This is a genomic window from Chryseobacterium mucoviscidosis (genome assembly GCF_002177115.1).
Taxonomy (GTDB): Bacteria; Bacteroidota; Bacteroidia; order Flavobacteriales; family Weeksellaceae; genus Chryseobacterium; species Chryseobacterium mucoviscidosis.
The window spans coordinates 96989-120222 of sequence record NZ_MVAG01000091.1 but is presented as its reverse complement, the minus strand read 5'-3'; the positions used below and the strand labels follow the sequence as shown (position 1 = coordinate 120222).

Below are 23234 nucleotides of genomic sequence, written 5' to 3'. Positions count from 1 at the left end.
TCCAGTTCTCTGGGGGTATTTTTTTTTCGTTCACTTTTAAGTAATTTTGTTGAAAATTAAAAATATAAAATGGGAAGAGCGTTTGAATATAGAAAAGCATCTAAGATGGCCAGATGGGACAAGATGGCTAAGACTTTTTCTAAAATAGGTAAAGATATTGCACTGGCAGTAAAAGCAGGAGGTCCAGATCCGGAATCTAATCCTGCACTAAGAAGATGCATCCAGAATGCTAAAGGTGCAAACATGCCGAAAGACAACGTAGAAAGAGCGATTAAAAAGGCAAGTGGAGCAGATGCAGAAAACTACGAAGAAATTACTTACGAAGGTTACGGACAAGGTGGTGTTGCTTTTTTCGTAGAATGTACGACAAACAATACAACAAGAACTGTTGCCAATGTAAGAGCTATTTTCAATAAGTTTGATGGAAACCTTGGTAAAAATGGCGAGTTAGCTTTCATCTTCGACAGAAAAGGGATTTTCACGATCGATTTAACTCAGATTAAAATGGATTGGGACGATTTTGAAATGGAAATGATTGACGGCGGAGCAGAAGACGTAGAAAAAGATGAAGAAGAAGTAATGATTACAACAGCTTTCGAAGATTTCGGTTCTTTATCTCACAAATTAGACGAACTGGGAATTGAAGCAAAAAGCGCAGAACTTCAGAGAATTCCGAACAATACAAAAGAAGTAAACGAAGAGCAGTTCAAGGCAAATATGAAAATGCTTGAGCGTTTCGAGGACGATGATGATGTACAAAACGTATATCATAATATGGAAATTACAGAAGAGTTGATGGAAACTCTCTAAAAAAATAATATAACATTCATATACAGTTAACTTTCAAGTAGTTTCTTTGCATAAAACTATGAAAAGAAACGTCGAATTAGTTGTTATATCGGATGTTCATCTGGGAACTTACGGATGTAAGGCTAAAGAATTACTGCGATATCTTAATTCTATTCAGCCTAAAACTTTAGTTTTGAATGGAGATATTATCGATATCTGGCAATTCAAAAAGTCTTACTTCCCTAAACCCCATTTAAAGGTCATCAAAAAAATATTGTCCTTTGCCACAAAAAACACAGATGTTTACTACATTACCGGAAATCATGATGAGATGTTCCGGAAGTTTACCGACTTCCAACTGGGTAAGCTTAAAGTCTGTAATAAAATCTGTTTAGACATAGACAATAAAAAAACATGGATCTTTCACGGAGATGTGTTTGACGCTTCCGTTCAGCATTCGAAATGGATTGCTAAACTGGGAGGAAAAGGCTATGATTTATTAATTGTAATCAATAATGTTGTGAATTGGTTTTTGGAGAAAATGGGAAAAGAAAAATATTCATTTTCAAAAAAAATTAAAAACAATGTGAAGAAAGCGGTAAAATACATTGGGGATTTTGAGCTGACTGCCTCCGAACTTGCCATCGACAATCATTACGATTACGTAGTTTGCGGACATATTCATCAGCCGCAGATTCGGGAGGTGATTAATAAAAAAGGTTCCTGCACGTATCTTAATTCCGGCGACTGGATCGAAAATCTTTCCGCACTGGAGTACAATAATAACGAGTGGAAGATTTTTTATTATGACGAACATAAAGATTCTTTAAAAGATGATACCGCAGAGGAAATTCAGGAAATCGATAGTGATGAACTTTTAAAAATAGTAACCAACTTCAGCCAATGAGAATTTTATACGCCTTTCAGGGAACCGGAAACGGACACGTCGCACGCGCGCAGGAAATTGTTCCGATCCTGAAAAAATATGCTTCTGTGGATACACTTATCAGCGGACATCAGTCGCAGTTAAAGGCTGATTTTGGTATTAATTTTAAACATAAAGGCGTTTCCCTTCTTTACGATAAAACAGGCGGTTTATCCTATCGGAAAACGTTTACAGACAATGGTTTTTTAGAAGCCTTCAAAGCGATCCGCGAAATCGAGCTTTCTCAGTACGATTTAGTCATCAACGATTATGAACCTTTAACGGGATGGGCTTGTAAATTCAAAAAACATCCGATGATAGAACTCAGTCATCAGGCTTCCATGTTGTTTAAAGAAACGCCGAAACCGGATAAAAAAGATTTTTTCGGGGAAATGGTGCTGAAATATTATGTTCCGAGCGAAAGAAGAATTGGTTTCCACTTCGAAAATTATCATCCTCAGATAAAAAAACCGGTTATCAGAAGGAAAATCCGAAACCTGAATCCCGACAAAAAAGATTTTTATCTGGTGTATCTTCCGAGCTTTTCAGATGAAAATATCATTAAAGTTTTAAAGCAGATTCCGGTAGAATGGAAAGTTTTTTCCAAATATTCCAAATTGCAGTTTAAGGAAAATAATGTTGAAATTTTTCCGATTGATGAAATTCAGTATTTAAAAGCGTTTGAAAACTGCGATGGAATTCTCTGCAATGCAGGTTTCGAAAGTCCTGCAGAAGCACTTTTTATGGATAAAAAACTGTTCGTAATTCCTATTCATAATCAATATGAACAGGAATGCAACGCCTGTGCTTTAGACAAGATGGGAATTCCGAATTCTAAAGTCTTGAAACTGGAAGAAATACAGAACTGGATAAATTCCGATCAGCATCTGAAAGTAGATTATCCCGATGATATTGAAGAAATCTTGGTGAACGAAGTGTTAACGCTGTAAAAAAATATCTTCCACATCCTTCATTCTCATCATCACAGATCGCGCGTAAGAACAGTGCGGGTAGACTTTCCAGTTGTTTTCGCGGGCAAACTTTATGGCTTCTTCCACCAGATATTTTCCCATTCCGCGACCTTCAAATTCGGGGTGAACCAAAACGAAGGAAATAATGAATTTGCTGTCTTCGGGGAAAATAGTGTACGTTAATCTTCCGATTTCTTTAACATCGTTATTTAAAGTAATTACTCCGCCGTTTCCCGATTTATTATTTTCAAATCTCATAACTTAAACTTTTATGAAGTGTAAAATACAAAAACTGCACCGCGAAAGATTATTTGTATTTTGCGATTTCTGCTTTTAGTGCTTCAATTTCTTCTTCAAGTTTATCGATGTATTTTTTCTGAGATTCCCACAAAGAAAGCGGAATGTTGTAATTATTGGTATTTCCAATACCATTTCCGTTACCTGTAGAATTATCATTAAATATAAAAACTAAACTTTCTTCATTTTCAAAAATGTCTTCAATTGGAACTTCCAATACTTCAGCGATTTTCTGCCATTCCGGTAAAGAAATTTTTGCCGTTCCCTTCTCTCTTCGGTTGTAGTTGGAAACATCCATAGAAAGGATGTCTGCCATTCTTTCCTGGCTGATGTTTCTTCTTTTGCGGGCTTCGATGAGTTTTGTTTTTTCCATTTCTGTAAAGTTTAGTGTAAAGATAAATTTTTTGCGAAAAATCGCAATAAAATCGCAAAAAGAAAATTGTATTTACTTGTACTAAATTTTTATTTTTGATCTGTTTAACAAATGAAAAAAAACAATTATGAAAAAAGCAATTTTATTAGGGGCTTTCTTAGTGGCAGGAGTCGTTTCTGCTTTCCCTTTCAGAACTTCTTGTGGAAAAGTTCTTCAAGTGAGCCAAACTATCGCAGATCACATGACATTAGATCAGCTTGCAAACTATTTAGGAGATGTTAATAGTGAAGTTTGTCCAAATGCCGGTACAGTGGTGATTCATATTTATTACCATTAAGAATTATTAAAAAATGCATGACCGCCATAAAAAGTGGCGGTTTTTATTTAGAAAAGAATGTTTAGATGAAAAAGATTGTATTATTATTTCACTTATTGATTGTGATAGCTGTTTTTTCGCAGAAAAAATTTGATGTTGTTTATGAAGCAAATTATAAGCTAAATTACAAGCTTTCAAATGCAAGCAATTCCAAAAAAGAAACCACATTTGCTCTTCTAATTAATGAAAAATCTTCCTTTTTTAAAGATTTACACAGATATATTTCAGATTCTCTTATAGTAGAGAAAAAACTCAACACACTCGACGAAGCAATGAAATATAATACGGATTTTAGAGGCTATATTGGAACAACGTCTGCAAAATTGTATGTTACTGATGAAATTAATTATTCTTATTTCGGATATGAGGAACCAAACAATATAAACTGGAAGATTAAAAACGAGTTCAAAACTGTTGCAGGGTATAAATGTCAAAGAGCAGAAGTTACGAAATACGGCAGAACTTGGATCGCTTGGTTTACTACGGATATCCCCTTCCAATTTGGACCGTATAAATTTAACGGATTACCGGGATTAATTACTGAAGTGTACGATTCTAAAGACGATTATCATTATACTCTTTATGCTTTCAGAAAAAGAAAATATACTTGCAAATCTGCTAATATTGCAACCAATATAAAAAATATGTCTAAAGAAAAAGTAGCTGAAGTTTTTAAGAACAGGCTTGCCGGAAAATTAAAATTAAATGAGCAATTTATAGAAAATCCAGAAGATCGTGAATACATGAGAAAAAATGCGGAAGAAGCTCTAAAAAAATATAATCCTATTGAATTGAATTTATATTAGAAACTAAAAATTTATTATCTAATATTCTTTATTAAAATTTTAGAATGATGTAAGACAAAGAAAAAGAGGGCTTTCTAAAATTTAGATGCCCTCTTATCATTTCACAAACATTCACATTGTAAGATTTCTACAGTTTACAAAGGGAAATCTAATGAATAGGGAACAGAATATCTTATTGAAATTCTGAATAGTATTAACATTATCAAAAAACTAAAATGCCGGAAAGATCAAATTTAAATTATTTCGTTTATCATTTCTTTTGGCTTCCTGTAACGGTGGGAGCGCTGTATGTTTCCATTCAGTATTTTGTGGTGTACCATCTTCTGAATTTTGGGAATTATGATATTCTTTTTACCATAACGTCCTGTTTACTGTTGTCACTTATAAATTTAGGTTTTGCCCTTATTGGTAAAGAAAGAAACCAGTTTGTAAAAGATTTTTCAGAATACGTTATCATTTTGTACCTCTCGTGTATGTTGTCTTTTTTCATTCACTTTTGCAGGTTCAATTTTGGAACGGTAAGGCGTTGCGCTTTTGATCTTGATATTTCAGAAGTGAAAAATATACATGATGTGGCGATACTTTTTACATCCGTTATCAACATTATTTTTCTTTGCATCATCCGTAGATATAAACTAAAAATTAGAGTATTGCATTTTGTCCTGCTGATTTTGGCGATGGTTGCTCAGTTCTTTTACACGCGTAGTTTTAGAATGATATAGTTTGAATATTATGTCATTTCGACGAAGGAGAAATCCATCAAATATAATCCTAAAGATGCTTTTCAGCAATACAAACTTTGTTTCGGATTATCTAAACGCAAAGTTTTTGTTTTGAGAATGAATACATTTAGGCAGCAAAGTGAAGGCAGATTTCATCTGCTAAGAAGCGCGCTTCATCATCCGTCTGCGACGGAGTATCTTTGCTTCTCTTTAATGAGGGGAAAACTTTTTTCCTTTGCGTTTAGATTGCAGTTTTTAAATCAATAAAAATATGTTTGCATAAGCGTCCGATGGTTTTTTCAGAATCATCTGCTAAATTCGCAAAATCTGCGGGAGCTTTCATAAACAGCTCTGTCATTTCGACGCAGTAGAAATCTACAAAATATAATCCTAAAGATGCTTTCAGCATGACAAACTTTGTTCCGGATTATCTAAACGCAAAGTTTTTATTTTGAGAATGAATATATTAAGGGAGCAAAGTGAAGGCAGATTTCATCTGCTCAGAAGCGCGCTTCATCATCCGTCTGCGACGGAGTATCTTTGCTTCTCTTTAATGAGGTGAAAACTTTTTCCTTTGCGTTTAGATTGCAGTTTTTAAATCAAATCAATAAAAAATTTTTGTATAAGCATTTGATATTTTTTTAAGAATCATCTGCAAAATCCGCAAAATCTGCGGGAGCTTTCATAAACAGCTCTTTCATTTCGACGCAGTAGAAATCTACAAAATATAATCGTAAAGATGCTTTCAGCATGACAAAATTTGCTCAAGATTATCTAAACGCAAAGTTTTTATTTTGAGAATGAATATATTTAGGGAGCAAAGTGAATGCAGATTTCATCTGCTAAGAAGCGCGCTTCCTCATCCGTCTGCGACGGAGTTTTAATGAGGTGAAAACTTTTTTCTTTGCGTTTAGATTGCAGTTTCTAAATCAAATTAATAAAAATTATTTGTCGAATTTTACAGAATCATCTGCAAAATCTTTAAATCTGCGGGAGTTTTTATAAGCAGAGTGTTTTGAAAATATTTTAAAATCGTCTTCCTAACTGTCTTTCCCCGTATAATAATTGTAATCCTTAATAACAACTCCGATGAACTGCCTTTCCGTCATTTTGGTAGGATCTACTTCCAGCTTCAGAATTCCTTTAATTTTATCGGAAAGTTTGCTGATGATTTGTCGGTCGTCCACTCGTAAAGCTTTCAGATAATTATCTTTGATGATTCTCATATCATTATCGCTTAAAGCAATGACCTGCGGAAAAGTTGGAACATAATCTTCTTTAATGTTTTCCAGAATCGTATGCGAAATATTGATGTTGTTTTTTAAAGAAATAACGGCGGTTCCTGATGCAATATCTCCCAAACGCTGGTTGTTTTTGGAAACAATGGCAGAGATAAGACCGATAATAGAAATATCGATGATCCTGAAAACCCAGCGAATCATATAATCTCCGAATCCCGCCTGATAACCGTCGATTTTCACCACACGGATTTTCATGACTTTCTTTCCCGGAGTCTGCCCTTCCATAAGGCTTTCCAGAACAAGAGGATAAATCGCGGTCGGGAAAAGAAGAATGCTGTAAATAGCAATAATCGACCACTGATCCAGCCCATCCATCACATATCCCAGATTCAGAATATTGAAAAAAAGATACAGAATAGCGATGGTGTACGCAATTTTAATAAGAAGATCGATAATATAAGCAAGAAGTCTTTCTCCAACACCAGCAATGTTGAAATTAATATTTACATTTTGTGAAGTATTTATCGCGATTTGAGACATTATTTTTATTATTTTAGCCTTACAATTATGAGAGAAGTTTATTTCATTAAACAAAATAAAGAAAAATGGTTGGGAATAGAACAGGTTATTCAGGGGAAAATTAAAAAAAATCCTGATGATCTCTCTTCGCTGTACATCAACCTCGTTAACGACCTTTCTTTTGCACAGACGTATTACCCGAAAAGTAATACCACGGTTTATCTTAACCATTTGTCGGCACAGATCTTCCAGAAAATTTATAAAACAAAAAGGGTAGAAGAAAACAGGTTTCTGCATTTCTTCAAAACCGAAGTTCCTTTGCTGATGTACCAGTACAGAAGGTATTTGGGATATGCTTTTCTGTTCTTTACATTATTTACCTTAATCGGTCTGCTTTCCGGAATTTACGATAAAGATTTCGCCAAAGTTATTCTGGGTGAAGAATATGTGAACCAGACGATTGAAAACATTAAGGCAGGAAATGCGGTAGGAGTTTACCAGAGCGGTTCTACATGGGGAAGTACGATCGGAATTATTTTCAACAATATAAAAGTTGGTGCAAGACTGTATATCTACGGAATTGCAGGCGGAGTAGGAACTTTGTGGGCATTGCTGAACAACAGTGTGATGCTCGGCTCTTTCCAGTATTTCTTTTACGATTACGGCGCGCTAAAAGACAGCGCAAGAGGAATCTGGCTTCACGGAGTTTTTGAAATCTTTGCGATGGTAGTGGAAGCCATGTGCGGTCTTATTCTGGGAGCCTCTATTTTATTTCCGAAAACACTGTCAAGATTTAATTCTTTCAAAAGCGGATTTAAAGATTCATTCAAAATATTCCTGAGTACCGTTCCTTTCACCATCTGTGCAGGAATTATTGAAGGATATGTAACAAGACACGCCCTGAAAATGCCTTTAATTTTAAATTTAATTATTATTTTCGGGTCTTTGGCAATCATCGGGTTTTATTACTGTATTTATCCGTCTGTTGTCAGCAAAAAAATTAATAACCAGATTCAGGATGCAGTTTTATAAAAAAAGAGATTTCGGAAGTTTCATCAGCGAAACTTTTGCTTTTTTCAAATTATACGGGAAGAATTATTTTAAAAATTTTATTCTGCTGAACGGCTTGCTGCTTATTTTAACCGTTGTTGTGATGGTGGTAGGATTTAGAGAATTCTTCGGTGCCATTTTCGGATCGAATATGAGCGGACAAAGCTATTATTTTGAACAGTATTTTCAGGATAATTTAGGACTGATTATCATCGCGGGAATTGTGCTTTTTGTGCTTTCCACAGCTTTAATGACGGTTAATCTGCTTTTTCCTGTATTTTATATGAAAAGAATTGCGGAAGGGCAGAAAGAAATAAAAACAGATGATATCATCAGTGATTTTAAAGTGAATTCTAAAAAAGTTTTCATTGCCTATTTCGGGCTTACCTTTTTGGTAATGCCGGTTGCAACTGCTATTTTCGGATTTTCTTATCTGTTGGTGTTTTTTTTCATTGGAATTTTTCTGCTGCTTTTTATCCTGCCGAATTTATTCAGCATCATCACTTTTCTCTGCTACGATTATTTTAACGGAAATAAAGGTTTTTTCGAAAGCCTAAGTTATGCCGTAAGATCCCAGTTTTCTTATCCGAATGGCAGAGAAAAATCTCCCTACTGGAAATATTGGGGCGTAACCATTATTTTGGGACTGCTTTTTTATATTGTAAGCGGATTTTTATCCGGAGTTCCGATGGTTTTATACATTCTTAAACTTTCAACAACCGCTCCGGATGGGAATTTTGAACAGAATCCTTTCTCCGGAAATTTCGGGATTGTTATATTCTTTATCTACGGACTTTCAACATTGGTTTCAACCATTTTAATGAATGTTCTGTATGTAAATTCAGGATTGATGTATTACGACAGCCGCACCGATCTTCATCAGAAAATGGAACTGGCAGAAATAGAAACAATAGGAAATAATGAATAGGCTTCTTCTTTTACTGCTTTTTTTCAGCTTCGGAACTGCTTTTTCTCAGCAGCAGGACGATCTGCCTCCTGAAGAAGCAGTTTTTCTGGACTCGATAGAAACGGGACATTACAGGAATATGTACCGTGCAGATTCTGTATTGTATAAAAATCCGGTAACGGAAAACACTGTTTATCCTAAAAAATTTAAAGACAACATCCCTTCAAGATACAAAGACAAAGACTTCGATTATACTACGGTAAAACCCAGAATGTCTTTCGGGCAGAAGCTGATGAAGAAGCTCGCAGAATTGTTAGACAGTATTTTCGGGGAAACCGTATTTACAAAATCCGGAAATTTCGCAGGGATTTTAGTGCGTCTTTTTGTGATTATTCTTGTCGGTTTCCTGCTGTATTTCATCATTAAATATCTCATAGGGAACGGCGGAATTTCATTCTTCGGAAAGAAAAACCGGAAAGTGGATATCCGCGAAGAAGAACTTCATGAAAATATTCACGAGATTAATTTCCCGGAAAGTATTCTGAAATTTGAAAAATCGGGCGATTTCCGTTCGGCGGTGCGTTATCAGTTTTTATTTGTCTTAAAAAAATTAAGCGATAAGAAACTCATCGTCTGGAATCCGGAAAAAACCAATAAAGATTATGCGGCAGAGCTGAAAGCACCACACTTAAAAGAAAGTTTTTACGATCTTGCCTATATTTTCGATTATGTCTGGTACGGAGAATTCTCTATTGATGAAGAAAACTACCTGAAATTTAAAAACCAATATCAATCCTTTAAACCGTAATTAATTGTTATCATGAACAAAACTTTCAAAATATATGCTGTAATCTTCGTCGTGGTGATGATTATTCTGGCGTTGTTTGAAGTCAACAAAACAGAAAGTACGGATTGGAGGAAGAATTTCAAGACTTATCAAAAATCACCGTTCGGACTGTATGTTTTTAATAACGAGATCAAAGATCTTTTTAAGAATAAAGTTAAAAAAATAGATCAGACTCCTTACGATTATTATACCCAGAATAAAGAAAAAGGCAGTCATAATATCCTTGTCATTGAGCATGAAGTAGATACAGAATCGTGGAATAAAATTCTGGAAGAAGTTTCCAAAGGTTCCAACGCAATGTTGATTATCAGCGAAATGCCGAAAGAAATTTCCGACAGCATCGGTTATTATGATTCTATGATTTCTTTTCGGGACGAAAATGTTTTAAAACTTACCGACACGAAATACCAGAACGATTTCATTAAATTGGATAAATTTCCATCCGGAAGAGGTTTTACTTTCATTAAACCGGGATCTGAAGTCTTAGGAAAGACAGTGGAAAAAAATAATGACGATCAGGCAAACTTTGTTAAAATAAAATTCGGGGAAGGTTACTTTTACGTCCATTGCGAACCGCTTTTTATTACCAATTACTATCTTTTGAAACCCGGAAATGTAAAATATGCACAGGACGTTTTTTCTTATCTGGATGATAAAGAAACATTGTGGTTTCTGGAAAGCAATTCGAAATCTTCCCAGTTTCTGCTGAGGTTTATCCTTTCAAATCCTGCTTTAAAATATGCTTGGTGGGTTCTTCTGGGCGGTCTGGCTTTGTTTATTTTCTTTAATGCCAAAAGAAAACAGCGCATTGTCCCGATTGTGGAACCGCTGAAAAATAACTCGGTAGATTTTGTGAAAAGTATCGGAAATCTTTATCTTCAGGAAGGCGATTTCCATGATATGATGTCGAAAAAAGCACAGTACTTCCTGAACAAAGTAAGAATGGACCTCCTTATCGATACTCAGAAATTAGATGAAGAATTTGCAAAAAAACTCCATCTGAAAACCGGAAAACCAATGGAAATGATTGATGAAGCCATTGGGCTGATTAAAAAAGGGCAGGATCTTTACGCGCACGTAATAAAGGAAGATCTTGTGAGAATGAATAAAATTTTGGATGAAATTATTTAAAAAAATGTAACAATCTGAAAATACAACAGTGTTGTAATTCTCAATGTAATTGGCAATTGGATACACTGTAGTATTGATAAATTATTGTATATGGAAAACTTTGAAAACTCAAATATAGAAAACGAATTTTCTATCAGCTTAGATAAAAAAGAAGATCAGTTTCAGTCGAGAATCGATATGATTGAGCTTCGTACAAGTCTTGAAAAAGTAAAAACCGAAATTGCAAAAGTAATTGTCGGTCAGGAAAACATGGTGGAACATCTTTTGGCGGCACTTCTTTCCAACGGTCACGTTCTTATTGAAGGTGTTCCGGGAGTTGCCAAAACCATCACGGCAAAATTACTGGCAAAAACCATCGATGTAGGATTCAACAGAATTCAGTTTACGCCCGATCTTATGCCTTCCGATATTTTGGGAACCTCTGTTTTCAGCGTAAAAAATTCTGAATTTGAATTTAAAAAAGGACCTATCTTTTCTAATTTTATCCTGATTGACGAGATCAACCGATCTCCGGCAAAAACTCAGGCGGCTTTGTTTGAAGTGATGGAAGAAAGGCAGATCACGATGGACGGAATCCGCTATCCGATGGAACAGCCTTTCCTTGTATTGGCAACCCAGAACCCGATTGAGCATGAAGGAACATACAGACTTCCGGAAGCCCAGCTTGACCGTTTTCTGTTTAAAATAAATGTGGGTTATCCGAATCTGGAGCAGGAAATTGCCATCATCAGAAACCAGCATGAAAGCAAGCAGGAAGATAAAGCGGAGGTTGTCAATAAAGTGATTACTGCAGAGCAACTGAAAAATTATCAGCATCTGGTAAAAGAGATCATAGTTGAATCTCAACTGATGGAGTACATCGCTAAAATTATCATCAACACCAGAGAAAACCAGTTCCTGTATTTAGGAGCTTCTCCGAGAGCGAGTCTGGCTTTGTTAACCGCATCAAAAGCATTTGCCGCTTTAAGAGGACGAGATTTCGTAACGCCGGAAGACATTAAAGAAGCCAGTTATGCCGTTCTGAGACACAGAGTTATTGTATCGCCGGAAAGAGAAATGGAAGGTCTTACCGCAGACGAAATCATCAGACAGATTTTAGAAGGAATAGAGATTCCGAGGTAGATTTAATTACATGAACTATGAAAATAAACATTATACTTCTTTCAGCTTTTCTGATTTTTGGAGTGAAATTAGCAGGACAGAAAAAGCTACCTGTTATAAAAGCTGTTTCCGAGAATGTGGATATTAAAGTGGATGGAAAAAGAATAAAAAATGCATGGACAATTGTGCCTGAAGAAAAACTGGATGTTTATACGACTTCCGGAAAAAAAGTTACTTTTTATACAGATTCAGATTCCATTTCATATAATTTAAAACCAGGATCCGTATTTGATTTTATCATTTTAAAAGGTAAAGATTCCGCCAGAACGCAGATTAAATATGAGCCTTCAAGGCTGGATATTCTTAAAAATGCCGGAAAATATAATTTCTCTGATGATCGCTTTATTCCAAAATTTGCTTATCAGTCTCAGGATAATGCAGATTTAAAAAGAATCAGAAAAGATCTTAAATTGGATTCAATCGCAGGAAATGGAAGTGAACTTTCGAAGATTTTTAATCTGATGCATTGGGTACATAATCTTGTAAGACATGATGGAAGCAGTAATAATCCAACGCTTAAAAATGCTATTGATCTTATCAGGGTTTGTAAAACAGAAAATCGCGGTGTAAATTGTAGAATGTTGGCAACAATTCTTAATGAATGTTATTTGTCATTGGGAATTAAATCTCGCTACATTACATGTATGCCAAAGGAAACACAGTTTGATGACTGCCATGTAATTAATATGGTATATAGCAGCGAACTTAATAAATGGATCTGGATTGATCCTACTTTTGATGCATACGTTATGGACGATAAAGGAAATCTTTTGGGAATTCAGGAAGTCAGAGAAAGATTGGTCAAAGGATTACCATTGGTTTTGAATGCAGATGCAAACTGGAACAGGAATGTATTGCAGACAAAGGAAGAATATTTGGAAAATTATATGGCTAAAAATCTTTATCGTCTGGAAACTCCCGTTATAGGCCAATATGATTCTGAAACATGGAAGAAAGGAAAAAGTATAGAATATGTAGAACTTCTTCCTTTGGATGGACTTGTTCAGGAACCACAAAAAAAAATGGTGAAAAATAATCAGACAGGGGTTACTTTTACCAACTATAAAACCAATAATCCTGATCTTTTCTGGACAAAGCCTTAATAGCTGATCTGGTAAAAAATGAAAAACTTATACCTCAATACACGCTTTTTCTTCACGCTCATCGGAGTGGGGATTCTGTATGTTTTCGCTTTTTTCTTTCCGTTACTCATGTGGGTAGCGCACATCGTTTTGCTTCTGATTTTTTTGGCAGCAATGGTAGATTATCTTTTTGTTTTCAACAGGAAAGAAGGGATTTCTGCACAGAGAATATTGCCCGAAAAATTATCCAATGGTGATGAAAATCCCGTAAAAGTTGATATTAAAAACAACTATGCTTTCAAAATCAATGTCAAAGTAATTGACGAAATTCCGTTTCAGTTTCAGAAGAGAGATTTTTTAATCGAAAAACAGATAGAACCGGGAAGAAATACATTTTTTCAATATATTCTGGAGCCAAAGGAAAGAGGAGAGTACAATTTCGGAAGTTTAAATGTGTATGTTTCTTCTCCTTTAGGTTTTGTCGCAAAACGGTTTAATTTTCAGAAAGATGCCAATTTACCGGCTTATCCTTCATTTATTCATTTGAGAAAATATGAACTGATGGCTTTGCAGAGTGAATTTCTGTTGGGCGGAATCAAGAAAATCCGAAAACTGGGACATACGATGGAGTTTGAGCAGATTAAAGAATATGTTCCGGGAGATGATATCAGAACGATCAACTGGAAAGCGACGTCCAAAACAAACCGATTGATGGTTAATCAGTTTCAGGACGAAAAATCGCAGCGTATTTTTATGCTGATTGATAAAGGACGAACGATGAAGATGCCCTTCAAAGGACTGAGTCTGCTGGATTATTCCATTAATGCAACGATGGCTTTATCGCATATTATTCTGAAAAAAGGCGACCGCGCCGGAATGATGACTTTTTCGAAAAAAACAGAAAATAAAATTGCGGCAGAAAATAAATCGGGACAACTGAGAAAAATTTCGGAAGCCCTTTACAACATCAAAACAGATTTTTTTGAAAGTGATTTTAACAGGTTGTATCAGGATGTAAAATATTCGCTGAACCAGAGAAGTTTAATTCTGTTATTTACGAATTTTGAAACATTGGATGGCTTAAACCGTCAGTTAAAATACCTTCGCGGAATCGCTAAAAACCATTTACTGGTTGTGGTTTTCTTCAAAAATTCAGAATTGCAGACGCTGATTCATAAAAATCCTGAAAGTATGCAGGAAGTGTATGACGAAATCATCGCCGAAAAATTTGAGTTTGAAAAGAAACTGATCATTCAGGAACTCCGCAAATATGGAATTTACACAGTCTATACTTTACCGGAAAATCTGAACATTGAAGTCATCAATAAATATCTGGAGATTAAAGCGAGAGGGATTTTGTAATTTTAAACAGGGATTTCATTTCAAAATGAACCGCAAAATTCACAAATTATTTAAGCAAATTTATAAATGACGAAAATTGCATTGTTTATAGTATGTCTCTGTTGTTTTTTATCCTGCGATAAGAAAATAAAACATGAGGATGATTTTGTCATTTTTAAAGTGAATCCTAAAATAGAAAATGTTGCTTTTTACTGGAAAGATGATGACGGAACAATTCTTAAAAGCATTGCTCATCTAAAGAATAAAACGGAGCGGGAAAATAAAGAATTAACATTTGCCATGAACGGCGGAATGTTTGAACCCAATAACTTTCCCAAAGGATTGTATATTGAAAATTTTAAAATCCTGAATAAAACAGATACTTTATCCGGTAAAGGAAATTTTTATCTTAATCCTAACGGAATATTTTACCTCACAAAGAATAATGAAGCTGAAATTGTCGAAACAAAAGCTTTCAGAAATAATCCTGAAATAAAATACGCAACACAATCCGGACCTGTATTGCTGATTGACGGAGAGATAAATCCAATATTTAAAAAAGATTCAAAAAATATCAACATCAGAAACGGAGTCGGAATCCTAAAAAATGGAAATATCGTTTTTATAATGTCTAAAACAGAGGTTAATTTTTATAATTTTGCTTCCGTATTTAAAGAATCAGGCTGCGTAAAAGCTTTGTACCTCGATGGCTTTGTTTCCAGAACCTATTGTCCTGAACAGAAATGGATTCAGATGGATGGAGACTTCGGAGTCATGATCGGGGTTACCACATCTAAAAAATAAATTTAAAAATGAAAATATCACTTAACCGAATCAACGACGATTTTTTATTTGAATGTACCAATTCTCAGGGAAATTCAATCCTTTTGGATAATACGACACAACCCGGCGCAAAAGGCGTTTCTCCTATGGAAAGCGTTTTGATGGCAGTCGCGGGATGCAGCGGAATAGACGTTGTTTCTATTCTGAAAAAACAGAGACAGGAAATTACAGATTTTAAAGCAGAAGTAGAAGGCGAAAGGATTCCTGTAGATGATGCAAAACCTTTCAAATCGATAAAAGTTAAGTTTTTTCTGGAAGGGAATATTGATCCTAAAAAAGCGCAGAAAGCAGCCCAGTTGTCTTTCGAGAAATACTGTTCGGTTTCCAAAACACTAGAACCGAATGTAGAAATAGGATATGAAGTATTTGTAAACGGAGAGATCGCAGAAGCGTAATCTTTACTTACAATATTAAAAACAAATTGCGGGCAGAAATTTATTTCTGCCCGCGATTTTCGTTACCAATGGTTATTTATTTTTTCATGGTTTTCATACTTTTTACAGAACCGTCTTTCATGGTTAAAGTCAGAATATACATTCCGGATTTTATTCCTCCAAGGAATAGGGATGAAGAAGGATTTTCAACAGTTTGTACCACAACTCCTGAAGCATCCGTAATTACTGCTTTTTTCACATTTTCAGGTTTTTCAAGATAAAGAACATCAGCAAAAGGATTCGGATAGGCAATTCTTTCTTTCTCTTTAGCCGTCACCTCACCGGTTGCCAAAACAACAGGCTGAACAGTTACGGTTACCGTAAAAGTTCCGTTATCCACTTTGTTGTAATCTACGCTGCAACCGGAGCCTCCGTAAGTTCTCCATGCTCGCAGATCAAAATTCACCGTTCCTGTAAGATCATTGGCAATATTGATTCCCGTTCTGTTGTAAGAAAATGTTCCTCCGTTTGATCCTGATCCTGAACTTACAGACGATTCTGCTATTCCGTTGGAAGAACATACCAATAAACTTTTCTGTTCAGACATCCATCCGTCGCTTACCGTTGTCATCGTGTAGCTCACATCTGTAGATACAACTTTGTACCCATTCGGAATATTGATAGATACACTTCCCGCACAGTTAGTTGTTGTTGTATTATCCGGTCCCCAGTTGAATTCCGTACTGATATCTCCGCCTGTATACGTTGCAGAAATTTGTCCCGGTGCAAACTGCTTCATTTTCCAGAACCCATATGATGAACCTCCGCAATAGGATCTTACCCAGAAATAATAGGTTTGTCCTGTTGATAAACTGTTCAGAGTAACTGAAGTTCCCGAAGGTACACTTCCTGTAGGTGTTGTACTGGCTGTTGGTGGAGTAGAAGAAGTACTGTAATAATATTGATATCCCGAAGACGGCGCACTGGAAGGAGCTGTCCAGCTTAACGTCGCTCCGTTCATGGTAGTAACCGCGGTAATGTTGGTAGGCGCTTCGCAGGGATTATAAGAATCTGCTGCAAAAGCAAAAATATTCGGAATACCTCCCGATCCGGATTTGGTTACCGTAACACTTTTAATGACTCTGGATAAATTTGTAGGATTTATTGATAAAGGAATCTGGTAAAGTCTGGGATCTGTTCCGGAACCGGATTCAAGATTGTTATTACTGATGTTGATTCTTCCGATTCCCTGAATGGCAAAATTGCTCCCGTAATACCAGTCGGAAATACTGATGCCCGTAAACGTCTGAGAAGTATTGTCTGTAAAATTTACATCCACATCTACGGTACAGGATCCGCTTCCTCCCGTTGCCAACATATATAAGGTGTTTGCTGAAAGGGGGTTGGAAAATTGTAAAGTTCCGTTATCGCTACTGTTTTGCAGCCTTAAAACATTGTTTGAACTGTAAGATGCCAGTTGATAGGAAAGTCCCGGAGTTGAAGAAACTACAGAATTGATAATTCCATTCACAGGCAGCCCATAAGTAAGTTGCGAACTTGAAGCCGTTAACTGAAAATCTCTTGAGACAAAGGCATAGCTTACTCCATCAACATCATTATTGGTGGAAGAAGCCGATGAACCCACACCGTTGGCGACTACATCTGCATTATATCCGCTCTGAATAAATAAAGGCTGATAATTCTGCGCTTTTACATGGGTTGCGAATAACGATGAAACTAAAAAAGTTGCAATAGGTAGTAGTTTTACTTTCATGAAATAATTATTAGATTTTATTCTGCTAATATAGTTATTAGGTATTAAATTAATAATTATTTTTACTTATAAATATTGATTTTTTATATAAAATGCATAAAAATTTATTTTATACTAATGAGAAAATAGATTTTAGCTATAACCTTTAACATATCAATTGACGGTATTTATGTTATGTGGTGAATAATAAAAAAAGGATATCTCAAAATTGAAATATCCTGTTAAAATTTATGTTTAGTTAATATTACATCAACAATCTTGGCTTCAAAAGCTTGGCAACCGTAGCTGTCCATCCCGTCTGGTGAGAAGCTCCTACGCCGCGTCCGTTATCACCGTGAAAATATTCGAAAAAGGTAATGTAATCTTTAAAATTTTCATCGTAGTTAAATTTAGCATTTCCTCCGTTGAAAGCACGCTCTCCATTCTCGTCTTTTAGAAAAATAGAACAAAGTCGGTTGCTGATATCGTGAGCGACTTCATCCAGATTTTTCTTCTCTCCGCTTCCGGTCGGCAATTCCACTTTCATGCTGTTTCCGTAATAGAAATGGAATCTCTGCAAACTTTCTACAATCAGGAAATTGATCGGGAACCAGATCGGGCCGCGCCAGTTGCTGTTTCCTCCGAACATTCGGCTGTCACTTTCTGCAGGCGTATAATAAACTACATTTTCAGTACCGTGAACAGAAAATTTGAACGGTTTTTCTTCATATACCTTAGACATTGCCCGAATTCCGTATTGGCTTAAAAATTCTTTCTCATCAAGCATTCTGGTCAAAACTTTTGTCAGACGGTTTTTTCTCAGAATACTCATCAGATGCTTTCTTCCATGACCTTCCTCTTCCCAGTGCGAAACAAGTTTCGTAAGTTCAGGTTTGTTTTTTAAAATCCAATCCATTCTCGTGGTAAAGTTGGGCATTTTATCCAACAGATGATGATCGATGATTTCTACGGCAAACATAGGAATCAATCCAACAATACTTCTCAGTTTGAGAGAAACACTGTCGCCGTTCCCAAGCTGAAGCACATCGTAGAAAAAGCCGTCTTCTTCGTTCCAGAGTCCTTTTGTGCCTTCACCCAGATTTTCCATGGCTTCGGCGATATAAAGATAATGCTCAAAGAATTTAATCGCCATATCTTCATACACCTGATAATACTGAGCCAGTTCCATGGCAATTCGCATCATATTCAGAGCGTACATTGCCATCCAGCTCGTTCCGTCGGCCTGCTCCAGATGCTGTCCGTCTTTTAGCACCATATTCCGGTCAAAAGCCCCGATATTATCAAGTCCGAGAAAACCTCCCCCGAAAATATTCTTTCCGTTTTTATCTTTTCGGTTTACCCACCAGGTGAAATTCAGCAGTAATTTCTGAAAAACCTTTTCTAAAAATAAAAGATCTGGTTTGCCGTTTTGCTTTTCATCAATTTTAAATACTCGGAAGCACGACCACGCATGAACGGGCGGGTTTACATCGCTCAGATTCCATTCGTAGGCAGGAAGCTGTCCATTCGGATGCATATACCATTCTTTTGTTAATAAAAGAAGCTGTCCTTTCGCAAATTCCGCATCAATAATCGCAAACGGAACACAATGGAAGGCAAGATCCCAAGTTGCATACCAAGGATATTCCCATTTATCAGGCATCGAGATGATGTCTTTATTGTGCATATGATTCCATTCCGTGTTTCGGACATAATGGTTGAAATTTCTGGGAGCTTCAAAATTCGGATCGCCTTTCAGCCATTTTCCTACATTATAGTGGTAAAACTGCTTGTTCCAGAGAAGTCCCGCAAAAGCCTGTCTTTGCACGTTTTTTTCATCGTCATCAGAAACATCATTCTGAATTTCGGCATAAAATTCATCCGCTTCAGCAACTCTGCTGCTAAAGATCTCATCAAATTCATAAAACGGATTATCCAGTTCATGAGGAGATAATCTGAAATCAAATGTTTTCGATTGTCCGTCTTCAATCACTTCATCAATTAAAAAAGAAGCTTTTGTTCCTCTCTTTTCAGGATTTACGGTGTTGCTTCCGTAGGTGATATAATCGTTGATGCCATCCTTGTAATAAGTATTTCCCGGATAGGGTGTTCCATATAATTTCGGACTGTTGGTTTCATTATCACAGAAAACACTTTCCGCAGCAATATTTCTTGAATAAAACTTTTTTATCGGAACACTGTCGTGGTTGATGGTGATGCAGCCTTCATGAGAAGCATTGATTTGCCCTTTATAGGTATTATAGCCCCATTTCCAGTTATTTCGGAACCATACCATGGGAGCAACTATGATCGGAGCATCTTTATTACTCCTGTTGCAGACAGTTACCCTCACTAAAATATCATTATGGTCAGCCTTTGCATATTCAATGAAAATATCAAAATATTCATCCTTATCGAAAATGCCGGTATCGAAAATCTCGTATTCGGTTTCCTTCTTACTTCTTTTTGCATTCTCGGAAAGAAGATCATTATAAGGAAATTCATTAATCGGATATTTGTACACCATTTTCATATAGCTGTGAGTAGGTGTATTATCCAGATAATAAAATAGTTCTTTAATGTCTTCTCCGTGATTTCCCTGTGGATTGCTCAGTCCAAAGAAGCGCTCTTTCACCATCTTATCTTTTTTGTTCCAGAACGAAAGCGCAAAACAGAAAAGCTGCTTTGCATCAGAAATTCCCGCTATCCCTTCCTCTCCCCAACGGTAGGCATAGCTTTCTGCGTTATTGTGATTGGCGAAATTCCATGCATCGCCGTTTGGGCTGTAGTCTTCACGTACATTTCCCCATTGCCGGTTACTCACGTAAGGTCCCCAGTTTTTCCAGTTTGTGTCTTGTAATCTTTGTTTTTCAGCAATCATATTTCATCATTTTTCATTACGAAGTTAGCTTTTTTACGAAAAAATTCCAACTCATGAAATTTGAATTATTATTAATATTTCCCTGAAAGCCTTCTTTTTATCGGGGTTTGTAAGATTAAATTAAATTTTTATAAATATTTAAAAGAAAAGTTTTATCTTTGCACCATTCGTTCATTCAAATATTGAAAATGTTATCAAGAAAGGTTGAGGGATTAGACCCTATGAAACCTTAGCAACCCTTTGCGCAAGCAATGAAGGTGCTACGTTCTACCAGAATTATTTTGGACAGATAACTCACTGAAGTTCTTTCAGCCATTTCCTGTGGCATTTTCAATTGTATTAAAATAATAGAATTGAAAACAGAACTTAAACATATTAATTTTTCGTATCATACCGATTCCCAAAAGGAATACAATATCCCGTTGAGCTATCAGCTTTTCGGGAAAGACCTGTTTTCTGCCCCGATCATTTTAGTGAATCATGCTTTAACCGGAAATTCCAATGTTTCCGGAGAAAAAGGATGGTGGAAACAACTGGTTGGAGAACATCAGGTAATCGATACCGACCAATATACAGTTCTGTGCTTCAATATTCCCGGAAACGGATTTGATGATTTTTTTATTGATGAATGTGAAGATTTCACGCCTTCAGATATAGCAAACATATTTTTGAAAGGCCTTGAAATTTTAAATATCAAAAGTTTACACGCCATTATTGGAGGTTCTTTAGGAGGTGGAATCGGCTGGGAAATGCTGGTAAAAAAGCCACATCTTACCGAAATTTTCATCCCGGTAGCCTGCGATTTTAAAACCCACGACTGGCTTCATGCACAGTGTCTCGTTCAGAAATTTTTACTAAACCAAAACGATGAACCATTGCAAAAAGCAAGAATCCATGCTATGCTGTGTTACAGAACTCCTGAATCGTTAAATAACAGATTTCAAAACAGATACAGTGAAGAAAAGCAGAGATTAGAGTCGGAAGACTGGCTTGTTTATCACGGAAAAGCTTTAAACGAAAGATTTAGTTTAAAGTCATATAAGCTCATGAATCATTTGCTGATGAACATCAATGCCAATGAAGAACATTTGGAAAAAATTCAGGCGCGAATGCACATGATCTCTGTAGATACAGATTTATTTTTCCCCGCTTCAGAAATCCGAATGTGTTTTGAAAAGCTGAAAGAGAAAAACAAAGATGTCTTCTATCACGAGATCACCTCAGTTCATGGGCACGATGCCTTCTTAATGGAATATAAACAATTAAATACGATCATTAAAAATATTTTGAAAAATGAGTAAGATTAATGCTAACGAAATAAAATTTTTAAAAAACAGATCCATCATCAAATTTGAAGGAGAAGATTTCTTAGGTGAAATCGGGATCGACGGACGAATTTTTAAAGCGCTTACTTTGGCGCGAATCAGTGTGGGAGTAATTTCCCAGCAGGCAATTGAAAACGGAATCTCCATTTTAGTTCATGAAAACGATTCCGAAAAAGCAGTCAATTGTCTGATTGACGAATTTGAACCAGAAAGAAAATCGGGGAAAGTTTCCCAGATATACAGCATCAATAATGTGTCGGTGTTAGGATTTGTTGCAGAAGACTTCAACAAAGTTTTAGCGGAACTCGCAAGAAATAATGTTTTCCCGTTGCTTTTAAACCAGATTGCAACCGAAAAACGGGTAAATATCGTTGTGACATCTTCACAGGACGAAAAAGCAAAAAATATCATCGAATCTGAAATTTCCAAAAAACCGAAAACCGTTCATCTGGCAATCATCGGTCACGGAAACGTAGGGAAGACCTTAATACAGCAGGTTTTGGAATCTTCAGAAGAAATTAAAAGACGAAAAAAAATAGACCTGAAAGTTGTTGCAGTTGCCAATTCCAGGAAAATAGCATTCAATAAAAAAGGATTCGACAGCAATTGGAATGATGAGGTTTTAACGGCAGAAAAACCTTCCGATGTTCAGGAACTGATTAATTTCTCCAAAGAAAATCAGCTTGAAAATTTAATTGTTGTGGATAACACCGCAAGCAAAGACTTCGTGAAAAATTATCACACATTGGCAGAAAACGGCTTCGATCTCGTTTCTTCCAACAAAATTTTCAACACCCTTCCGATTTCAGAATACCGTCAACTAAGATATACGTTGAACAAAAACAACAGACGCTATCTCTACGAAACCAATGTAGGAGCAGGTTTACCATTGATCGACACCATTAAACTTCTACATCTTTCAGGAGAAAATATTACCAGAATTAAAGGCGTTTTCTCAGGAACATTAAGCTATGTTTTCAATAATTTTTCTTTAAGAGACGATAAGTTTTCCACCATCATCAATGAAGCATTGGAAAAAGGATATACAGAACCCGATCCGAGAGAAGACCTTTCAGGAAACGATGTAGCAAGAAAATTATTGATTTTGGCGAGAGAATTAGACTTAATCAATGAGTTTGAAGATATTAAAATTCAGAATCTTGTTCCTGAAAATCTGCTTTCTGTTTCCAAATCAGAATTCCTTTCAAGACTGGACGAATTAGATGCGGAATATCAGAAAATCAAAGAAAATCAGGAAGAAGGACACGTTTTAAGATATGTGGGAGATCTTCACGGAGATTTGCAGAAAGAAAAAGGAGAACTCGATGTGAAATTAATTTCCGTTCCGGCAACTTCCGCGTTAGGACAACTGAAAGGCTCAGACTCAATCTTCGAAATCTACACCGAAAGTTACGGAGAAAACCCAATCGTCATCATGGGAGCCGGAGCCGGCGCAATTGTCACAGCGAGAGGCGTTTTCGGAGACATTTTAAGAGTAAGTGAAACGAAATGATTCTGTG

Annotated in this window: 23 protein-coding genes and 1 riboswitch; of the genes, 17 read left to right on the top strand and 6 right to left on the bottom strand. The window is 36.1% G+C overall.

Annotation, left to right across the window (positions count from 1 at the left end):
• The first annotated feature begins 69 nt into the window (after positions 1-69).
• From B0E34_RS06235 to B0E34_RS06225, 3 genes are read left to right on the top strand one after another with little or no spacing between them, the layout of a single operon-like run.
• Positions 70-810, top strand: coding sequence for a YebC/PmpR family DNA-binding transcriptional regulator (locus B0E34_RS06235; RefSeq protein ID WP_076391930.1), 741 nt, complete (start codon positions 70-72; stop codon positions 808-810).
• A 58-nt stretch (positions 811-868) separates the two neighbouring features.
• A complete protein-coding gene (locus B0E34_RS06230) occupies positions 869-1696 on the top strand; it encodes a UDP-2,3-diacylglucosamine diphosphatase (RefSeq protein ID WP_087707945.1) in 828 nt (275 codons plus the stop codon).
• Positions 1693-2664 carry a glycosyltransferase family protein gene (locus tag B0E34_RS06225; protein WP_087707943.1) on the top strand — a complete coding sequence of 324 codons (972 nt, stop codon included), beginning with the start codon at positions 1693-1695 and terminating at the stop codon, positions 2662-2664. The genes B0E34_RS06230 and B0E34_RS06225 overlap by 4 nt, the downstream gene beginning before the upstream one ends.
• On the opposite strand, the gene B0E34_RS06220 is transcribed toward B0E34_RS06225, so the two are convergent.
• On the bottom strand, positions 2653-2943 hold the full coding sequence (locus tag B0E34_RS06220; RefSeq protein ID WP_087707942.1) for a GNAT family N-acetyltransferase: 291 nt from the start codon (positions 2941-2943) through the stop codon (positions 2653-2655). The two genes, B0E34_RS06225 and B0E34_RS06220, sit on opposite strands and share 12 nt — an antisense overlap.
• 49 nt (positions 2944-2992) lie before the next feature.
• Positions 2993-3355 carry a helix-turn-helix transcriptional regulator gene (locus B0E34_RS06215; protein ID WP_087707940.1) on the bottom strand — a complete coding sequence of 121 codons (363 nt, stop codon included), beginning with the start codon at positions 3353-3355 and terminating at the stop codon, positions 2993-2995.
• Positions 3356-3482: 127 nt separating this feature from the next.
• Between B0E34_RS06215 and B0E34_RS06210 the strand changes: the two genes are divergently transcribed.
• The 3 genes from B0E34_RS06210 to B0E34_RS06200 all read left to right on the top strand — a co-directional run bounded on the left by B0E34_RS06210 (position 3483) and on the right by B0E34_RS06200 (position 5259).
• Complete coding sequence (locus B0E34_RS06210; RefSeq protein ID WP_087707938.1) at positions 3483-3692, top strand: hypothetical protein; 210 nt, start codon at positions 3483-3485, stop codon at positions 3690-3692.
• A gap of 65 nt (positions 3693-3757) precedes the next feature.
• Positions 3758-4537 carry a GLPGLI family protein gene (locus B0E34_RS06205; protein WP_087707936.1) on the top strand — a complete coding sequence of 260 codons (780 nt, stop codon included), beginning with the start codon at positions 3758-3760 and terminating at the stop codon, positions 4535-4537.
• A 215-nt stretch (positions 4538-4752) separates the two neighbouring features.
• On the top strand, positions 4753-5259 hold the full coding sequence (locus B0E34_RS06200; protein ID WP_087707934.1) for a hypothetical protein: 507 nt from the start codon (positions 4753-4755) through the stop codon (positions 5257-5259).
• 241 nt (positions 5260-5500) lie between these two features.
• Here the strand turns inward: B0E34_RS06200 and B0E34_RS21270 are convergent, their stop codons facing one another.
• Complete coding sequence (locus B0E34_RS21270; RefSeq protein ID WP_165762954.1) at positions 5501-5668, bottom strand: hypothetical protein; 168 nt, start codon at positions 5666-5668, stop codon at positions 5501-5503.
• Positions 5669-6299: 631 nt separating this feature from the next.
• Entirely contained in the window at positions 6300-7040 is a 741-nt protein-coding gene (locus B0E34_RS06195; RefSeq protein ID WP_087707932.1) for an RDD family protein, read from the bottom strand.
• Between the two features lie 27 nt (positions 7041-7067).
• Here B0E34_RS06195 and B0E34_RS06190 point away from each other — a divergent pair, with 27 nt between their 5' ends.
• The 9 genes from B0E34_RS06190 (at position 7068) to B0E34_RS06150 (ending at position 15776) form a co-directional block, all read left to right on the top strand.
• Positions 7068-8051: a stage II sporulation protein M gene (locus B0E34_RS06190; protein WP_087707931.1), complete on the top strand. Its 984-nt coding sequence runs from the start codon at positions 7068-7070 to the stop codon at positions 8049-8051.
• Positions 8038-8997: a DUF4013 domain-containing protein gene (locus B0E34_RS06185; RefSeq protein WP_087707930.1), complete on the top strand. Its 960-nt coding sequence runs from the start codon at positions 8038-8040 to the stop codon at positions 8995-8997. Before B0E34_RS06190 ends, B0E34_RS06185 begins: the two co-directional genes overlap by 14 nt.
• Positions 8990-9784, top strand: a complete 795-nt coding sequence (locus B0E34_RS06180) for a DUF4129 domain-containing protein (RefSeq protein WP_087707928.1) — start codon at positions 8990-8992, stop codon at positions 9782-9784. The genes B0E34_RS06185 and B0E34_RS06180 overlap by 8 nt, the downstream gene beginning before the upstream one ends.
• Positions 9785-9796: 12 nt before the next feature.
• Entirely contained in the window at positions 9797-10954 is a 1158-nt protein-coding gene (locus B0E34_RS06175; RefSeq protein WP_087707926.1) for a DUF4350 family protein, read from the top strand.
• Between the two features lie 90 nt (positions 10955-11044).
• Positions 11045-12076: an AAA family ATPase gene (locus B0E34_RS06170; RefSeq protein WP_185117441.1), complete on the top strand. Its 1032-nt coding sequence runs from the start codon at positions 11045-11047 to the stop codon at positions 12074-12076.
• A 17-nt stretch (positions 12077-12093) separates the two neighbouring features.
• Positions 12094-13218, top strand: a complete 1125-nt coding sequence (locus tag B0E34_RS06165; protein WP_087707924.1) for a transglutaminase domain-containing protein — start codon at positions 12094-12096, stop codon at positions 13216-13218.
• Positions 13219-13236: 18 nt separating this feature from the next.
• On the top strand, positions 13237-14559 hold the full coding sequence (locus B0E34_RS06160; protein ID WP_087707923.1) for a DUF58 domain-containing protein: 1323 nt from the start codon (positions 13237-13239) through the stop codon (positions 14557-14559).
• 66 nt (positions 14560-14625) lie between these two features.
• Entirely contained in the window at positions 14626-15342 is a 717-nt protein-coding gene (locus B0E34_RS06155) for a phosphodiester glycosidase family protein (RefSeq protein ID WP_087707921.1), read from the top strand.
• Positions 15343-15350: 8 nt separating this feature from the next.
• On the top strand, positions 15351-15776 hold the full coding sequence (locus tag B0E34_RS06150) for an OsmC family protein (protein WP_087707919.1): 426 nt from the start codon (positions 15351-15353) through the stop codon (positions 15774-15776).
• A gap of 76 nt (positions 15777-15852) precedes the next feature.
• Here B0E34_RS06150 and B0E34_RS06145 read toward each other — a convergent pair whose 3' ends face one another.
• Positions 15853-17529: a T9SS type A sorting domain-containing protein gene (locus tag B0E34_RS06145; protein ID WP_087707917.1), complete on the bottom strand. Its 1677-nt coding sequence runs from the start codon at positions 17527-17529 to the stop codon at positions 15853-15855.
• A 244-nt stretch (positions 17530-17773) separates the two neighbouring features.
• A complete protein-coding gene (locus B0E34_RS06140) occupies positions 17774-20389 on the bottom strand; it encodes an MGH1-like glycoside hydrolase domain-containing protein (RefSeq protein ID WP_087707915.1) in 2616 nt (871 codons plus the stop codon).
• Positions 20390-20577: 188 nt separating this feature from the next.
• Positions 20578-20685: riboswitch (SAM riboswitch) on the top strand.
• Positions 20686-20742: 57 nt separating this feature from the next.
• Between B0E34_RS06140 and B0E34_RS06135 the strand changes: the two genes are divergently transcribed.
• Positions 20743-21690 (top strand): alpha/beta fold hydrolase, encoded by a 948-nt coding sequence (locus B0E34_RS06135; RefSeq protein ID WP_087707913.1) that lies wholly within the window; start codon positions 20743-20745, stop codon positions 21688-21690.
• The gene (locus B0E34_RS06130; RefSeq protein ID WP_087707911.1) at positions 21683-23227 is read left to right on the top strand and encodes an ACT domain-containing protein; all 1545 of its coding nucleotides are present in this window, start codon (positions 21683-21685) and stop codon (positions 23225-23227) included. Before B0E34_RS06135 ends, B0E34_RS06130 begins: the two co-directional genes overlap by 8 nt.
• Positions 23228-23234 lie beyond the last annotated feature (7 nt).

Excerpts from the sequence above, each read along its gene's own strand:
- B0E34_RS06235 (WP_076391930.1), top strand. The coding sequence starts at position 70 with ATGGGAAGAGCGTTTGAATATAGAAAAGCATCTAAGATGGCCAGATGG.
- B0E34_RS06230 (WP_087707945.1), top strand. The coding sequence starts at position 869 with ATGAAAAGAAACGTCGAATTAGTTGTTATATCGGATGTTCATCTGGGA.
- B0E34_RS06225 (WP_087707943.1), top strand. The coding sequence starts at position 1,693 with ATGAGAATTTTATACGCCTTTCAGGGAACCGGAAACGGACACGTCGCA.
- B0E34_RS06220 (WP_087707942.1), bottom strand. The coding sequence starts at position 2,943 with ATGAGATTTGAAAATAATAAATCGGGAAACGGCGGAGTAATTACTTTA.
- B0E34_RS06215 (WP_087707940.1), bottom strand. The coding sequence starts at position 3,355 with ATGGAAAAAACAAAACTCATCGAAGCCCGCAAAAGAAGAAACATCAGC.
- B0E34_RS06210 (WP_087707938.1), top strand. The coding sequence starts at position 3,483 with ATGAAAAAAGCAATTTTATTAGGGGCTTTCTTAGTGGCAGGAGTCGTT.
- B0E34_RS06205 (WP_087707936.1), top strand. The coding sequence starts at position 3,758 with ATGAAAAAGATTGTATTATTATTTCACTTATTGATTGTGATAGCTGTT.
- B0E34_RS06200 (WP_087707934.1), top strand. The coding sequence starts at position 4,753 with ATGCCGGAAAGATCAAATTTAAATTATTTCGTTTATCATTTCTTTTGG.
- B0E34_RS21270 (WP_165762954.1), bottom strand. The coding sequence starts at position 5,668 with ATGCTGAAAGCATCTTTAGGATTATATTTTGTAGATTTCTACTGCGTC.
- B0E34_RS06195 (WP_087707932.1), bottom strand. The coding sequence starts at position 7,040 with ATGTCTCAAATCGCGATAAATACTTCACAAAATGTAAATATTAATTTC.
- B0E34_RS06190 (WP_087707931.1), top strand. The coding sequence starts at position 7,068 with ATGAGAGAAGTTTATTTCATTAAACAAAATAAAGAAAAATGGTTGGGA.
- B0E34_RS06185 (WP_087707930.1), top strand. The coding sequence starts at position 8,038 with ATGCAGTTTTATAAAAAAAGAGATTTCGGAAGTTTCATCAGCGAAACT.
- B0E34_RS06180 (WP_087707928.1), top strand. The coding sequence starts at position 8,990 with ATGAATAGGCTTCTTCTTTTACTGCTTTTTTTCAGCTTCGGAACTGCT.
- B0E34_RS06175 (WP_087707926.1), top strand. The coding sequence starts at position 9,797 with ATGAACAAAACTTTCAAAATATATGCTGTAATCTTCGTCGTGGTGATG.
- B0E34_RS06170 (WP_185117441.1), top strand. The coding sequence starts at position 11,045 with ATGGAAAACTTTGAAAACTCAAATATAGAAAACGAATTTTCTATCAGC.
- B0E34_RS06165 (WP_087707924.1), top strand. The coding sequence starts at position 12,094 with ATGAAAATAAACATTATACTTCTTTCAGCTTTTCTGATTTTTGGAGTG.
- B0E34_RS06160 (WP_087707923.1), top strand. The coding sequence starts at position 13,237 with ATGAAAAACTTATACCTCAATACACGCTTTTTCTTCACGCTCATCGGA.
- B0E34_RS06155 (WP_087707921.1), top strand. The coding sequence starts at position 14,626 with ATGACGAAAATTGCATTGTTTATAGTATGTCTCTGTTGTTTTTTATCC.
- B0E34_RS06150 (WP_087707919.1), top strand. The coding sequence starts at position 15,351 with ATGAAAATATCACTTAACCGAATCAACGACGATTTTTTATTTGAATGT.
- B0E34_RS06145 (WP_087707917.1), bottom strand. The coding sequence starts at position 17,529 with ATGAAAGTAAAACTACTACCTATTGCAACTTTTTTAGTTTCATCGTTA.
- B0E34_RS06140 (WP_087707915.1), bottom strand. The coding sequence starts at position 20,389 with ATGATTGCTGAAAAACAAAGATTACAAGACACAAACTGGAAAAACTGG.
- B0E34_RS06130 (WP_087707911.1), top strand. The coding sequence starts at position 21,683 with ATGAGTAAGATTAATGCTAACGAAATAAAATTTTTAAAAAACAGATCC.